The 15,322-nt window shown below is 33.9% G+C and carries 9 protein-coding genes and 3 tRNA genes; 6 read left to right on the top strand and 6 right to left on the bottom strand.

Annotated features, from left to right (window positions below):
- Nucleotides 1-17 precede the first annotated feature (17 nt).
- The 4 genes from MK851_RS12405 to MK851_RS12390 form a co-directional block, all read right to left on the bottom strand.
- A tRNA-Arg gene (locus tag MK851_RS12405) sits at nt 18-91 on the bottom strand.
- Nucleotides 92-120: 29 nt separating this feature from the next.
- Nucleotides 121-195 (bottom strand) — tRNA-Pro (locus MK851_RS12400).
- A 23-nt stretch (nt 196-218) separates the two neighbouring features.
- Nucleotides 219-300 (bottom strand) — tRNA-Ser (locus tag MK851_RS12395).
- A gap of 92 nt (nt 301-392) precedes the next feature.
- Complete coding sequence (locus MK851_RS12390) at nt 393-2,435, bottom strand: HDIG domain-containing metalloprotein (protein ID WP_320244225.1); 2,043 nt, start codon at nt 2,433-2,435, stop codon at nt 393-395.
- Between the two features lie 207 nt (nt 2,436-2,642).
- Here MK851_RS12390 and MK851_RS12385 point away from each other — a divergent pair, with 207 nt between their 5' ends.
- Both MK851_RS12385 and MK851_RS12380 read left to right on the top strand, forming a co-directional pair.
- A complete protein-coding gene (locus MK851_RS12385; protein ID WP_320244224.1) occupies nt 2,643-3,818 on the top strand; it encodes an acetyl-CoA C-acyltransferase in 1,176 nt (391 codons plus the stop codon).
- Nucleotides 3,819-3,841: 23 nt separating this feature from the next.
- Nucleotides 3,842-4,615, top strand: coding sequence for a C40 family peptidase (locus MK851_RS12380; protein ID WP_303510296.1), 774 nt, complete (start codon nt 3,842-3,844; stop codon nt 4,613-4,615).
- Between the two features lie 71 nt (nt 4,616-4,686).
- Here the strand turns inward: MK851_RS12380 and MK851_RS12375 are convergent, their stop codons facing one another.
- Both MK851_RS12375 and gyrA read right to left on the bottom strand, forming a co-directional pair.
- Complete coding sequence (locus MK851_RS12375) at nt 4,687-5,925, bottom strand: tetratricopeptide repeat protein (RefSeq protein WP_320244223.1); 1,239 nt, start codon at nt 5,923-5,925, stop codon at nt 4,687-4,689.
- Nucleotides 5,926-5,941: 16 nt separating this feature from the next.
- Nucleotides 5,942-8,443 carry a DNA gyrase subunit A gene (gyrA, locus tag MK851_RS12370; protein WP_303510292.1) on the bottom strand — a complete coding sequence of 834 codons (2,502 nt, stop codon included), beginning with the start codon at nt 8,441-8,443 and terminating at the stop codon, nt 5,942-5,944.
- Between the two features lie 308 nt (nt 8,444-8,751).
- On the opposite strand from gyrA, the gene MK851_RS12365 reads away from it, so the two are divergent.
- The 4 genes from MK851_RS12365 (at nt 8,752) to MK851_RS12350 (ending at nt 14,910) form a co-directional block, all read left to right on the top strand.
- A complete protein-coding gene (locus MK851_RS12365; RefSeq protein ID WP_320244222.1) occupies nt 8,752-11,313 on the top strand; it encodes an ATP-dependent Clp protease ATP-binding subunit in 2,562 nt (853 codons plus the stop codon).
- Between the two features lie 155 nt (nt 11,314-11,468).
- Nucleotides 11,469-12,029 (top strand): AraC family transcriptional regulator, encoded by a 561-nt coding sequence (locus tag MK851_RS12360; RefSeq protein ID WP_320244221.1) that lies wholly within the window; start codon nt 11,469-11,471, stop codon nt 12,027-12,029.
- Between the two features lie 85 nt (nt 12,030-12,114).
- Nucleotides 12,115-14,532, top strand: coding sequence for a heavy metal translocating P-type ATPase (locus tag MK851_RS12355; RefSeq protein ID WP_320244220.1), 2,418 nt, complete (start codon nt 12,115-12,117; stop codon nt 14,530-14,532).
- Between the two features lie 156 nt (nt 14,533-14,688).
- Nucleotides 14,689-14,910, top strand: a complete 222-nt coding sequence (locus MK851_RS12350) for a heavy-metal-associated domain-containing protein (protein ID WP_099214139.1) — start codon at nt 14,689-14,691, stop codon at nt 14,908-14,910.
- Nucleotides 14,911-15,322: the final 412 nt, after the last annotated feature.

Below are 15,322 nucleotides of genomic sequence, written 5' to 3'. Positions count from 1 at the left end.
TAAAGTGAGGCTTATTGTGAGCCCGATAGGATTCGAACCTATGACCGCCTCCTTAGAAGGGAGGTGCTCTATCCAGCTGAGCTACGAGCCCGTAGTTTTTATGTTTCTACGAAAACAGTGTCGGGGTGGCAGGATTCGAACCTGCGACCTCCTGCTCCCAAAGCAGGCGCGATGACCGGGCTACGCTACACCCCGATTAGGTCATCTGCAATTTATTGCGGAGAGACCGGGATTCGAACCCGGGCATCCCGAAGGATGACAGCTTAGCAGGCTGCTGCATTACCACTCTGCCACCTCTCCTTTAATTCTTGTCGAAACGCGAACTAAAAATTGCGAGTGCAAATGTATAACTATATATACGTTTCTACAAACTTTTTTAATAAAAAAATTTGCTATTCTGGATACTCAACTCGTAAGTGATAGATATTCATTAACTTATTCTTAATAATTTTTTTAATTTTTTCTATTTCTCTAAAAGTAATATCAGAATTTATGAACTGATTATCGTTTTTTTGCTTGTCTACAATACGATCAATTAAATCATCAATAGATTGTGCTGTTGGATTTTTTAAACTCTTAGAAGCTGCCTCAGCTGCATCACACATCATTAAAATAGCTGTTTCTTTTGAGAATGGAATTGGGCCTTGGTATTGAAATTTTTTTATATCAACCTCAGGATTCTCTTCTTGCTCTTTTTTGTAAAAATAATAGGTAACACTTGTACCATGGTGTGTTCTAATAAAATCTATGATCCTATCAGGTAATTTATTTTTTTTCGCTAATTCAATTCCGTTAATTACATGATCTAAAATTATGCGTGCACTATCTTCTGGTAACAAATCGTTGTGCGGATTTACTCCTGTGGATTGATTTTCGGTAAAATACATCGGATTTACCATTTTACCTATATCGTGATACAATGCTCCTGTTCGTACTAACATAGAGTTTGCCCCTATTTCATTTGCTGCTGCTTCTGCTAAATTAGCCACTTGCATAGAATGCTGAAATGTTCCTGGTGCTTTTTCATTCAAATCTCTTAATAGTTTTGAATTCGTATTGGAAAGTTCCAATAAGGTTACATCAGAAACCAATCCGAAGAGCTTTTCATAAAAATAAATAAAAAATACTGCTAAAAATGATAAAAGTCCGTTGGCAGCAAATAACCCAAAATACATCCAATTTATTTTATCTGCATTTCCTTCTTTTAAAATAGAAAAGGCTAAATAAGTTACCATATAAATTAACGTAATTTGTCCTATTGACATAAACAAACTCGCTCGTTTGTATAATTCTGAAACAGTTAAAATAGTTACAATTCCTGCAATGATATGTAAGTAAATAAACTCAAAACTATTTGGTACAATAAACCCCAACAACAACACTGTAAGTACGTGAGTAAACAATCCTAATCGAGCATCAAAAAAAGCTTTGAGTACAATTGGCAAGATACTCAATGGAACAACATACAAATAATCTGAATTATACTTTACCACCATCGTCTGCACAAAAATCATCAAAAAAACATTAAAGAATATAAACGTTACTTTATTGTTATCGTTGAATATTTCAAATCGATATCTTTCAAGAAAGAGCAATAACATTAGTAATGCTAAAGCCACTAAAATGGTATACCCAAAAACTATCCAGTTATAATTAGACTTTGTCCAAATTCTAGAACTCGATGCTACTTCGTACGATTTTAAAACATTGTACTTTCTTCCTTCAACAATATCTCCTTTTAAAATTATCAATTCTCCTTTTGAGACTTTTCCTTTTGCATAAGAAATACTTTGCAAACGTTCATTTAATTCCTTTTCACTGTATTTATAATCATAAGTTACATTAGGGCGTAAATTGCTAGATAGGTAGTTTATAAGTAAGCGTTGTTTGTAATATTGAAGATCTTCTGTATTAGTTCGCAAAAAACTTAACACATCTTTGGTTTGTATTAACCTTGAAAACGGAACATCATCAATAGAGTTTCCTTTTCGTAACACTACTACATCTCCTCTGCTTGCTTTATCATTACTAGCATCGTCTAAAAAGCCATACAAGTATATTTTATCAATAAGCTTCTCTCCTTTTTTAATTAAATTTCTAATCGTACTAGTTGATAAAGAGTCAAGGTTTGTAACTTCATTAGTAAATAAACTTAATACCTCAGCTTTTACCGATGTATCAACTACAAAATATTTTTTTGAACCATTTTCAAGCTCCTTTTTTTCTTCGGTTATTTCTTCAGAAGTTTTTTGAATAGCAAAATCAAAAGGAGCATATAAATTATCATATTGCCAAGGTTTTCCTTGCGAAAAATCGTATTTAAACTGTCCTCCTTTAGGAAACAAATACACTATGGCAGTAACTGTAATTAGAAACAACAATACTTTGTAAATTATCGTGTTATTCTTATACAGTCTATTGATTAAATCGTTCATTTTTGATATTTATAAAATGTAAATATAACCTTTCTCTATAATTTGAGTACTTATTATAAAATGGTTATTTTTGCAAAACAAATCTTAATACAATTCACCCAATACACGAAAACAATAGTCGTAAAATAATTATTAAGCACTTAACAACTTTATTATTTTGGTTAGTTTGTAGTTTTGGGATAAATAAAATTTAACAAATAGTAGCACATGAAAGAAGTAGTAATAGTATCGGTTGCAAGAACTCCAATTGGTAGTTTTTTAGGAACATTATCAACTACACCTGCACCAAAATTAGGTGCTGTAGCCATTAAAGGAGCTTTAGATAAAATTAACCTAAAACCAGAAATGGTTGAAGAGGTTTTTATGGGAAATGTAGTTTCAGCAGGTTTAGGTCAAGCACCGGCTCGTCAAGCTGCCATTTTTGCTGGAATTCCAGATACTGTACCATGTACTACTGTAAATAAAGTTTGTTCATCAGGAATGAAGTCTATCATGTTAGCGGCTCAGACAATTGCTTTAGGAGATGCTGAAATTGTAGTGGCTGGTGGTATGGAGAATATGAGTATGATTCCTCATTACCAACATGCTAGAACAGGTTCTAAATTCGGTCCTATTAAAATGGAAGACGGAATGCAAAAAGACGGATTAGTAGATGCTTATGAGCAAGTTGCTATGGGAGTTTGTGCTGATGAATGTGCTGTAGAATATGAATTCTCTAGAGAAGATCAAGATAATTTTGCTGTAGAATCATACAACCGTTCTTCAAAAGCTTGGAGTGAAGGTAAATTTGCAGATGAAATTGTTCCTGTAGAAATACCTCAACGTCGTGGTGAGCCAATTATTTTTTCTGAAGATGAAGAATATAAAAACGTGAAAATGGAAAAAATTCCTGCTTTACGTCCTGCATTTACAAAAGAAGGAACTGTTACTGCTGCCAATGCTTCTACCATTAATGATGGTGGGGCTGCGTTAGTATTAATGTCTGCTGAAAAGGCTGCTGAATTAGGATTAACTCCATTAGCAAAAATTAAAGGGTATGCAGATGCTGCAAATGCGCCTAAATGGTTTACTACAGCTCCTGCAAAAGCGTTACCAAAAGCCCTAGCTAAAGCTGGAGTTTCTATTAATGATGTTGATTATTTTGAGTTAAACGAAGCATTCTCTGTAGTTGGTTTAGCTAATATGAAAATTTTAGGCTTATCAGCAGATAAGGTAAATGTCAATGGTGGTGCGGTTTCATTAGGGCACCCATTAGGGGTTTCTGGAGCTAGAATTATTATTGCTTTAACTTCTATTTTAAAACAAAACAATGCTAAAATTGGTGCTGCTGGAATTTGTAACGGTGGTGGTGGTGCTAGTGCAATGGTAATTGAAAGAGTTTAATTTTTTAAAGCCCCTACTAGCAGATGTCCTTTGGAATTTGTAATTTAAGTATTGTTCCTCTTCGATTAGAACCTTCTGATGCTTCAGAAATGGTAAATCAAGTTGTTTTTGGTGAGCACTTCGAGGTTATAGAAAAAACTAAGAAATGGAGTAAAATCCGTTTAGCTTTTGATAACTATGAAGGGTATATAGATAATAAACAATACGAAGAAATTTCAGAAGAAATACACATCCTTTTATCAAAAGAGAAAAAACACTATGCTGGTGAATTAATCGATTTTATTACCGATAATAATAGTAATTTAACAACTATTCCCATGGGGGCTCGTCTTCCATTATTTAAAAATAACAAAATCAATATTAATAACACCTCTTTTTTATATGAGGGCAGAGTGTGTAATAATAAATTAGCAAAATCTGCTATAGTTGAAGCTGCTTTTTTATTCTTAAATGTTCCGTATTTATGGGGTGGTAAATCTCCTTTTGGAATCGATTGCTCTGGTTTTACCCAAACTGTATATAAATTATGTGGATACAACTTACTTCGTGATGCTAAACAACAAGCTACACAGGGAGAAGTTTTGAGTTTTATTGAAGAAAGTGAGCCTGGAGACTTAGCTTTTTTTGATAATGAAGAAGGTATAATTACCCATGTTGGAATTATTATGAATGACTACAACATTATACATGCTCATGGTAAAGTTCGTATTGACAAATTAGACCATAGCGGTATTTATAATGTTGATACACAACAACACACTCATAAACTTAGAGTTATTAAACGTTTAGTTGATTAGTCTATTTAACTTTATAACATAAAAAAACCGAAACTTTTAAAGTTTCGGTTTTTTTATTCTTTAAGAATTTCTTATTTCATTGATTGATATAAATCTCTGTATTCAGAAGCTTTATCGCTCATCTCTAAAACTTCATATAAATTCATTAAAGTTTTAACTGTTTCTGCATTTCTGTTTAAACTATCAGCTTTTTCTAAGAATGGAATAGCTTCTTTGTAAACCTCTTTTTGCTTAGCTGCTAACTCATCATACTTCTTGAAATTTGATAAGTTTTTATTCATTTCCTCAACAATAGCTTTTTCTTTATCTAAAACTACTACTGCTAAATTCATATAAGCATCAGCATAATCTGGTTTTAACTCAACTGCCTTAGTATAATACTTCTTAGCATCATCCATTCTACCTTCGTTAAAGTTTACAACGCCTAAATTATAGTATAAAGTTGGGTTTTCTGGATCTAAAGCTACTGCCTCATTCATCAGCTCTCCAAACTTATCCATTTTACCCATCTCAACATATAACTGAGCTTCATTTAAAATTAAATTTAAATCTTTAGGGTTAGAAGCACGAGCATCTTTAAAAGCTGCAATAGCTTCATCTGTTTTTCCTTGCTCTTTTAAAATTAAAGCTACATTTTTAACAATTGTTGCTGATTTAGAATCAGAAGATTTAACTTCAGGTTTTACATAATTCCCTGTTTTTACCATTAAATCTCTTCTTGCTTTGTCATTACCAAAACTTTCTACTTTACCTGTAGCTTTATCTGTAGCTACATATTGTTTTTCAACACCTGTATAACCTATTTTTTGCAATTCTCTATAATATTCAATAGCCTTATCATAGTCTTTAGCCTGAGTAGCTGAAACCGCTGCATTAAAAGCAAAAGAAGTATCCGTAGGACTTAATACATATGTTAAATAAAAATCTTCTGCTGCATTTTTATAGTCTTTCTTATTATTATATAAATCAACCGCTTTTTTTGAAACCTCTTGAATCAATTGGTTTAAGATAGGCTTAGCTTCATCAGTATACTTATTCTCTTTCATTGCTAATAAAGCATTCAAAGCTTCTCCTGCCTCTTTATAATCTTTTTTAGCTGCTAATGCTTTTCCTTTTAAAAAGTAAAATTTAGACTTATATTTATCTTCACCGTTCATCATTAAAGAACCCTCAATAGCGTTAAGGGTACTTAATGCTGTAGTAAAATCTTGTTTTTTTATAGCCTTCTCAGCAGCTTTAAGTTCTGATTTTTGAGCGATTGCCCCCAACGACATTAATCCTAAAGAAAGGGCTAAGATTTGTTTTTTCATTTTTGTTATGGTTTATTTATTGTTGTTCTTGACTTTCATTCGTTTCATTTTCAATTTCTGTGCCATTTTCTTCTTCGTCTTTTTCATGCATAACTTTTGCTACCGCAGCAATATCATCATTATCTTTAATATTGATTAACTTAACACCTTGAGTTGCTCTACCCATAACTCTCAAGTCTTCTACAGCCATTCTAATGGTTAAACCTGATTTGTTAATAATCATCAAATCATTAGAGTCATCTACATTTTTAATAGCTACTAAATTACCAGTTTTTTCTGATATATTCAATGTTTTAACTCCTTTACCTCCACGGTTTGTTATACGATAATCTTCTAACTTAGAGCGTTTTCCATATCCCTTCTCTGAAACTACTAAGATATTACTTTCCATATCATTTACAGCTACCATACCAATTACCTCGTCTTTCTCGTGTGATAATGTAATACCACGAACCCCAGATGCTGTTCTTCCCATTGGACGTGTTTTAGCCTCTTCGAAGCGAATTGATTTTCCTGACTTAAGCGCTAACATTACTTGGCTATCTCCAGTAGTTAATTTCGCTTCTAACAACTCATCTCCTTCTTTAATAGTAATAGCATTAATACCATTAGCTCTTGGACGTGAATATTGTTCTAAAGGTGTTTTCTTAACCTGACCTCGCTTTGTAGCCATAATAACAAAGTGATTATTGATGTAATCTTCATCTTTTAAATCTCCTGTTACTAAGAATGCTTTTACTTTATCGTCTTGTTCAATGTTTATTAAGTTCTGAATCGCTCTTCCTTTCGTATTCTTTCCTCCTTCTGGAACTTCGTATACACGCATCCAGAATACCTTTCCTTTCTGAGTAAAGAACAACATGTATTGGTGGTTAGTACCTACAAATAAATGCTCTAGGAAATCTTCGTTACGAGTCGTCGCTCCTTTTTGTCCGCGCCCTCCTCTATTCTGAACTTTATATTCATCTAAGTTTGTACGCTTCACATACCCTGCATGCGAAATAGTTACTACTACTTTAGAGTTAGGAATCATATCTTCGATTCTCATATCTCCTCCTGCATATTCAATTACTGAACGACGCTCATCTCCATACTTCTCTTTAATATAAAGTAATTCTTCTTTGATTATATCATAACGTCTTGGCTCGTTTGCAAGAATATCTTTTAAATCTGCTATAGTTTTGATAATCTCATCATACTCCGCACGTAATTTATCTTGCTCTAGTCCTGTTAACTGACGTAAACGCATCTCAACAATTGCACGTGCTTGAATTTCTGACAGTTCAAAACGTTCAATTAATTTTTCACGAGCTTCATCAGCATTTGAAGAACCTCTGATGATTGCAATCACCTCATCAATATTATCTGATGCAATAATTAACCCTTCTAAAATATGTGCTCGAGCTTCGGCTTTCTTTAATTCAAACTCTGTTCTACGAACAACAACTTCATGTCTATGTTCTACAAAATAATGAATTAACTCTTTTAAGTTTAATTGCTCTGGACGACCTTTTACCAGTGCAATATTATTTACACTAAAAGATGTTTGTAATTGTGTGTACTTAAATAATTTATTTAAAACAATATTAGGAATTGCATCACGCTTTAACACATAAACGATGCGCATTCCTTTACGGTCAGATTCATCACGAATACTAGCAATACCTTCTAATTTCTTATCATTTACCAAGTCAGCAGTTTTCTTAATCATTTCTGCTTTGTTTACTTGATAAGGTATCTCAGTTACAACAATACACTCACGACCTTTTACTTCTTCAATCGTAGCTTTGGCACGCATTACAATACGTCCACGACCTGTATGAAAAGCATCTCTTACACCATCATATCCGTAAATAATCCCTCCAGTTGGAAAATCAGGTGCTTTGATGTGTTGCATTAACTCATCAATTTCAATATCACGATTAGCTATATACGCAATAGTACCATTAATAACTTCTGTTAAGTTATGTGGTGCCATATTAGTTGCCATACCTACTGCAATACCTGATGCTCCATTTACTAATAAGTTAGGAACTCGTGTTGGTAATACCGTTGGCTCGTGCAACGTATCATCAAAGTTTAATTTATGATCTACTGTATCTTTTTCAATATCAGATAACATTTCTTCTGATATTTTTTGCATACGTACCTCGGTATAACGCATTGCTGCTGGACTATCACCATCTACAGAACCAAAGTTCCCTTGTCCATCAACCATCATATAACGTACACTCCAGTCTTGTGCCATACGCACCATAGAATCGTACACCGAAGTATCTCCGTGTGGGTGATACTTACCTAATACCTCTCCTACAATTCTTGCAGACTTTTTATATGCACCAGTAGCTTTAATTCCTAATTCATGCATACCAAACAAAACTCTTCTATGTACTGGTTTTAAACCATCTCTTACATCTGGTAATGCTCTTGATACTATCACCGACATTGAATAATCGATGTATGCGGACTTCATTTGCTCTTCAATGTTGATAGGGATCAACTTTTCGCCATCTGCCATATATTTTCTTTTAAAATATTAGTATTTATTTTCGTCAAAAAAGTGAATTTTACACTCGATAAAACTCACTTTTAAAATGCTTTCTAGTTCTCTGCACTTTCTAAAACATTGCAAGATACTACAACCCTCAGTTTTACACAAAAAATATATAAACTGTTTTATCGTTATTTATTAACAATTTTATAAGATAAAAAAACTTTAAAACACCTTATTTTACTCGTCAGAATGTCAGTAAAAAACTATTGGCATCTTTTTTGTAATTTTTAAGAAAAAAACTTACTAACTTTACAGAGACAGAAAATAAATTTATGGACGATAATTTTTCACCACAGGTTAGAGATGTGATTACTTTCAGTAAAGAGGAAGCCTTACGACTAGGACATGACTTTATTGGGACTGAACATCTTTTGTTAGGTTTGATTAGGAAAGGGGATGGAAAAGCCATTGAAATATTAACAACTTTTGATGTTGATTTAGATTTAGTGCGCAATAAACTAGAAAAGTTAAATCCTACAACTCCATCTATAACAAGCCCTCAAAGAAAGAGTTTACATCTTACCAGACAAGCAGAGAAAGCTATAAAAACCACGTTTTTAGAAGCTAAACTATATCAAAGTAACGCAATAGACACCGCACACTTGTTGCTATGTATTTTACGTAACGAAAATGACCCTACCACAAAACTACTTCAAAAATATGATGTAGATTATGAACAAACCAAAAACTTGTACAAAGAACTACACGTAGATGATGACACTTTTATTTCACCAATAGGAGAAACACCATCTGATGATGAATTTGCTGACGAAAAGTCAAACCCTTACGGGCAACAGTCTCAAAAAGGAAAGCAAGTTAAAAAATCTAAAACTCCTGTTTTAGATAATTTTGGACGTGATTTAACAGCTTTAGCAATAGCAGGAAAACTAGACCCTGTTGTAGGTCGTTTAAAAGAAATTGAACGTGTTTCTCAAATTTTAAGTAGACGAAAAAAGAACAATCCAATGCTTATTGGTGAACCAGGTGTTGGTAAATCTGCCATTGCTGAAGGATTAGCTTTACGTATTATTGACAGAAAAGTATCTCGAATTTTATTTGACAAACGTATTGTTTCTTTAGACCTAGCTAGCTTAGTTGCTGGAACAAAGTATAGAGGTCAGTTTGAAGAGCGTATGAAAGCGCTGATGAACGAGCTAGAAAAAAATGACGATATTATTCTTTTTATTGATGAAATTCATACAATTGTTGGTGCTGGTGGCGCTACAGGTTCATTAGATGCTTCTAACATGTTAAAACCTGCTTTAGCAAGAGGAGAAATTCAATGTATTGGAGCCACAACCTTAGATGAATACAGAACTAATATTGAAAAAGATGGTGCATTAGAGCGTCGTTTTCAAAAGATAATTGTAGATCCTACTACGGTTGAAGAAACGATACAAATTTTACACAATATTAAAGGTAAATATGAATCACATCATCATGTAACTTTTACCGATGAGGCTATTGATGCCTGTGTAAAATTGACAAATCGTTATATGACTGACCGTTTTTTACCAGACAAAGCTATTGATGCTTTAGATGAAGCTGGATCTAGAATTCATATTACTAACATTGTTGTTCCTCAACAAATTTTAGAATTAGAAGCTAAATTAGAAGAAATTAGAGGACGCAAAACCAAAGCTGTAAGCGGACAAAAGTATGAAGAGGCTGCAAAGCTTCGTGATGACGAAAAAAATATAGAAACAGCTTTAGAATCTGCACAACAGCAATGGGAAGAAGACTCTAAATTACATAGAGAAACTGTTACTGAAGACAATGTAGCTGAAGTAGTATCGATGATGACAGGAATTCCTGTAAATCGTGTTGCCGAAGCAGAAAGTAGCCGTTTAGCAGAATTACCTCAATTAATAAAAGGTAAAGTAATTGGTCAAGATGAAGCTGTTACCAAAGTTGTTAAAGCTATACAGCGTAACCGTGTTGGATTAAAAGATCCTAACAAACCAATTGGTTCTTTTATCTTCTTAGGTTCAACTGGTGTTGGTAAAACACAGTTAGCTAAAGTACTAGCACGTGAGTTGTTTGACTCTGACGATTCTTTAATTAGAATTGATATGAGTGAGTACATGGAGAAGTTCGCCATTTCTCGTTTAATAGGTGCACCTCCAGGGTATGTTGGTTACGAAGAAGGTGGACAATTAACTGAAAAAGTACGTCGTAAGCCTTACTCAGTAATCTTATTAGACGAGATTGAAAAAGCGCATCCTGATGTATTTAACATGTTATTACAAGTGTTAGATGACGGACATATAACAGATAGTTTAGGTCGCAAAATAGATTTTAGAAACACCATTATTATTATGACTTCAAATATTGGAGTTCGTAAATTAAAAGATTTTGGTGGTGGTGTAGGTTTTGGAACTTCCTCTAAAAAAGAGCAAGAAGACGCCCATGCAAAAAGTATTATTGAAGGTGCTTTAAAGAAATCGTTTGCTCCTGAATTTTTAAACCGTATTGATGATGTTGTAATATTCAATTCATTAGAGCGTGAAGATATTCATAAGATTATTGATATTGAATTAGATAAGTTACTAAGCCGTATTGATGATCTAGGCTACAAACTTAACTTAAGCGAAAAAGCCAAGGATTATATTGCTGATAAAGGCTTTGATAAGCAATATGGTGCTCGCCCATTAAAAAGAGCCATTCAGAAGTATATTGAAGATGCATTAGCTGAAGAAATTGTTAACTCAAAACTTGATGAAGGTGACACCATTTTTATGGATTTAAATGAGAAAGACAAAAAACTCATTATAAAAATAGAAAAAGGTGAAAAACCAAAAGAGTCTCGTACCGAAATAGACGAAGACCAATAAGACAAAAATCCCAAGCAAAATGCTTGGGATTTTTTTATCCTCTATTTTAATAATACTGTTTTAGTATTTATAGCTATAAAATTGAAACTGTTTTTGATTTATAGCAATCACTTATTCCTATCTTTGTAAACCTAACAAACTATACTAAAAACACTATGACGCTCACTATTAAAAACATGGTTTGTAACCGCTGTATCCTAGTCATTCAAAATGAATTAGACAAACTAGGTGTGGGTGTAAAAAATATTAAATTAGGTGAAGTTACACTTGAAAAAGAGCTTACTACCCAAGAAAGAGAATATTTAGACAAAACCTTACTTAGCTTAGGCTTCGAGATTATTGATGATAAAAAAAGGCGCATTATTGAAAAGATAAAAAATCTAATTATCAATTTGGTACACCATCAAGACAGTGAAACAAAAGTCAATCTATCTGAACTATTAAGCAACGAACTTCATCATGATTACAATTACTTATCCAATCTTTTTTCTGAAGTAGAAGGTACTACCATAGAAAAGTATTTTATTGCTCAAAAAATAGAAAAGGTAAAAGAATTATTGGTTTACGATGAATTATCGTTGAGTGAAATTGCTTTCCGTTTGCACTATTCAAGCGTAGCATATTTAAGCAATCAGTTTAAAAAAGTTACAGGATTAACGCCGAGTCACTTCAAAAAAATCCGTAAGGACAAAAGAAAACCATTAGACGAGGTGTAAATCTTATAAATCGATTCCAAAATTCCACAATAAATTTTCTCTAACTTAATGCCAACTTTGTATTGTACAATTAATACAGTAAAAAATGGCAACAAATAACAATAAAGATATCATTTACCTACCTCTAGAAGGTGTGGAAAGTGAGCACTGTGCTTTAATCGTTGAAAAAGGACTAGCACATGTTGAGGGAATTGAAACCCATAAAGTAGAACTAAACAACCAAAGAGCTACTATTACAGTTACCAACGAAGAAGTTCTTGCTAATGCCGTTACTACTATAAAAGATTTGGGGTACGGTGTTACTACTGTTAAAAAAGTTTTTCCAGTATTAGGCATGACTTGCGCCTCTTGTGCAGGAAGTGCTGAAAGTATTGTTAGCTACGAACCAGGTGTAGTAAGTGCTTCGGTTAATTTTGCTAGTGGAAACTTAACGGTAGAATACCTTCCTAATATGACCAATGCTACAAAACTGCAACAAGCAGTACAGGGTGCGGGTTATGATTTGTTAATTGAAGACGAAACCAAACAACAAGAAACCCTCGAGGCTATTCATGAAAAGAAGTTCAAGCAATTAAAAACTAAAACCATTTGGTCGGTACTACTTTCGTTACCTGTTGTTATTATTGGTATGTTTTTTATGAACATGCCTTACGCCAACCCTATTATGTGGGCCTTCTCTACCCCTGTGTTGTTATGGTTTGGTAAAGACTTTTTTATCAATGCATGGAAACAAGCCAAACATCGTTCTGCAAATATGGATACCCTAGTAGCTTTAAGTACAGGTATAGCATATATTTTTAGTGTATTCAACATGTTATTCCCTAAGTTTTGGGAGTCTAGAGGATTAGAAGCACATGTATATTTTGAGGCAGCTTCAGTTATCATTGCATTTATTCTGTTAGGAAAATTACTGGAAGAAAAAGCCAAAGGAAACACCTCATCTGCCATTAAGAAATTGATGGGGTTACAGCCTAAAACCGTTGTAGTGATACAACCTGACGGAACGGAAAAGCAAACCCCTATTGAAAATGTAAACGTAAATGATACTATTCTTGTTAAACCAGGAGAAAAAATTGCGGTAGATGGTATGGTTACCACAGGAAACTCGTATGTAGATGAAAGCATGTTAAGTGGTGAGCCTGTTCCGGTACTAAAAGAAGAAAATGAAAAAGTGTTTGCGGGAACCATTAATCAGAAAGGAAGTTTCCAATTCAAAGCCGTTAAGGTTGGAAAAGAAACCATGCTAGCTCAAATTATTAAAATGGTGCAAGATGCACAAGGTAGTAAAGCTCCTGTACAGAAATTGGTTGACAAAATCGCCAGTATTTTTGTACCTGTAGTTATGAGTATTGCTGTTATTACATTTATTATATGGTTTATTTTAGGTGGAGATAACGGAGTGGTTCAAGGGTTATTAGCTGGTATTACGGTACTGGTTATTGCATGTCCTTGTGCTTTAGGTCTTGCTACTCCTACCGCTATTATGGTGGGCGTGGGTAAAGGTGCCGAAAACGGTATTTTAATTAAAGATGCTGAAAGCCTTGAATTGGCTAAAAAAGTAAACGCCATTATTTTAGATAAAACAGGAACTATTACCGAAGGAAAACCTGAAGTTACTGGTATATTTTGGTTACAGAATAATGATACTGCTAAGAATATTCTTTTAAGTATTGAGAAGAAATCTGAACACCCATTAGCAGAAGCTGTTGTAAAGTTTTTAGGAGATACTGCCACTACCCCACTAACAAATTTCGACAGTATTACAGGTAAGGGTGCTAAGGCTGATTATAACGAAGAAACCTTTTTTGTGGGTAATAAAAAGTTGTTGGCTGAAAACAATATTTCCATAGCTAACGAACTTATAAAACAGGCAGACGAATGGAGCAAACAGGCTAAAACTGTTATTTGGTTTGCTAATAGTAAAGAAGCACTTTCTGTACTTGCTATTTCAGATAAAATAAAAGAAACCTCGGTACAAGCTATTAAGGAACTACAGGCTATGGATATTGAACTATACATGCTTACGGGTGACAACGAAGCTACCGCAAAATCTATTGCTGAAGAAACAGGTATTCAACATTACAAAGCTGAAGTATTACCACAACATAAAGCCGATTTTGTAAAAGAGTTACAGCAACAAGGAAAAACCGTTGCTATGGTGGGTGATGGTATTAACGACAGTACTGCCTTAGCTACTGCCGATGTAAGTATTGCCATGGGAAAAGGTAGTGATATTGCGATGGATGTTGCTAAAATGACCATTATATCATCTGACCTAAGTAAAATACCACAAGCTATAAAGCTTTCAAAACAAACGGTAGCTACCATTAAACAAAACCTATTTTGGGCATTTATTTACAACCTTATTGGTATTCCTATTGCAGCTGGTATTTTATATCCAATTAATGGTTTCTTATTAAACCCTATGATTGCTGGTGCAGCTATGGCTATGAGTAGCGTTAGTGTAGTTAGCAATAGCTTACGATTAAAATGGAAAAAGTAACAAGTGTTTCGGCACTAGCAAGTGTCTGAACGTTTTAAATCTCACTTAACAAGTAAATCTGTAAATCTCACAAATCAATCTTAAAATTGTACAACAACAAACAGTCCCGTTGTGCTGAAATTTGCAGTATTCAATAATAAATAAATTTTTAATATAATGGAAAGCAATAAAGAACTAAAATTTAAAACTAACCTTAACTGCGGAGGATGTGTATCAAAAGTTCAAGCTGATTTAGACAATGCTGAGGGTATTTGCCATTGGAATGTAGATACTAATTTTGATGATAAAATTCTTACCGTAAGTTCTAAAGGGATTACAGCAGATGAAGTAATTGCTATTGTAAAAAGTAAAGGTTTTAAAGCTGAGCCTTTAGTATAAAAAGCAAGTACACAATTCTCACTTACGGTACAAATTGAAACAAACAAGCGAGAACACCTGTGCTTTTGTTAGCTGTTAAGTTAACTACTTATAAAACTTTACACTTAAATACACTCCTCTTTGGGGTGTATTGTTTTTTTAAAAAGACTTCTTTATACTTCACAGCACCTAACAAACATTTTTCTACACAATACGAATATTTTACCTTTTTTGTTGTTTGAAGTTGCTCCCCTTAGGCAGTGAATGACACTCCCCTTAGGCGGGGAGCATCGTTCCCCTTACCGAGGGAGTGTCACTCCCCTTAGGCAAGGAGTGTCGACCCGATTAGGCTTGGGGTGTCGACCCGATTAGGCTTGGGGTGTCGACCCGATTAGGCTTGGGGTGTCGACCCGATTAGGCTTGGGGTGTCGAC

This window comes from Tenacibaculum sp. 1B UA (assembly GCF_033978845.1).
In the GTDB taxonomy this organism is placed as follows: domain Bacteria; phylum Bacteroidota; class Bacteroidia; order Flavobacteriales; family Flavobacteriaceae; genus Polaribacter.
Note: the sequence above shows the minus strand (reverse complement) of the source record. Positions and strands in the feature narration are given on the sequence as shown.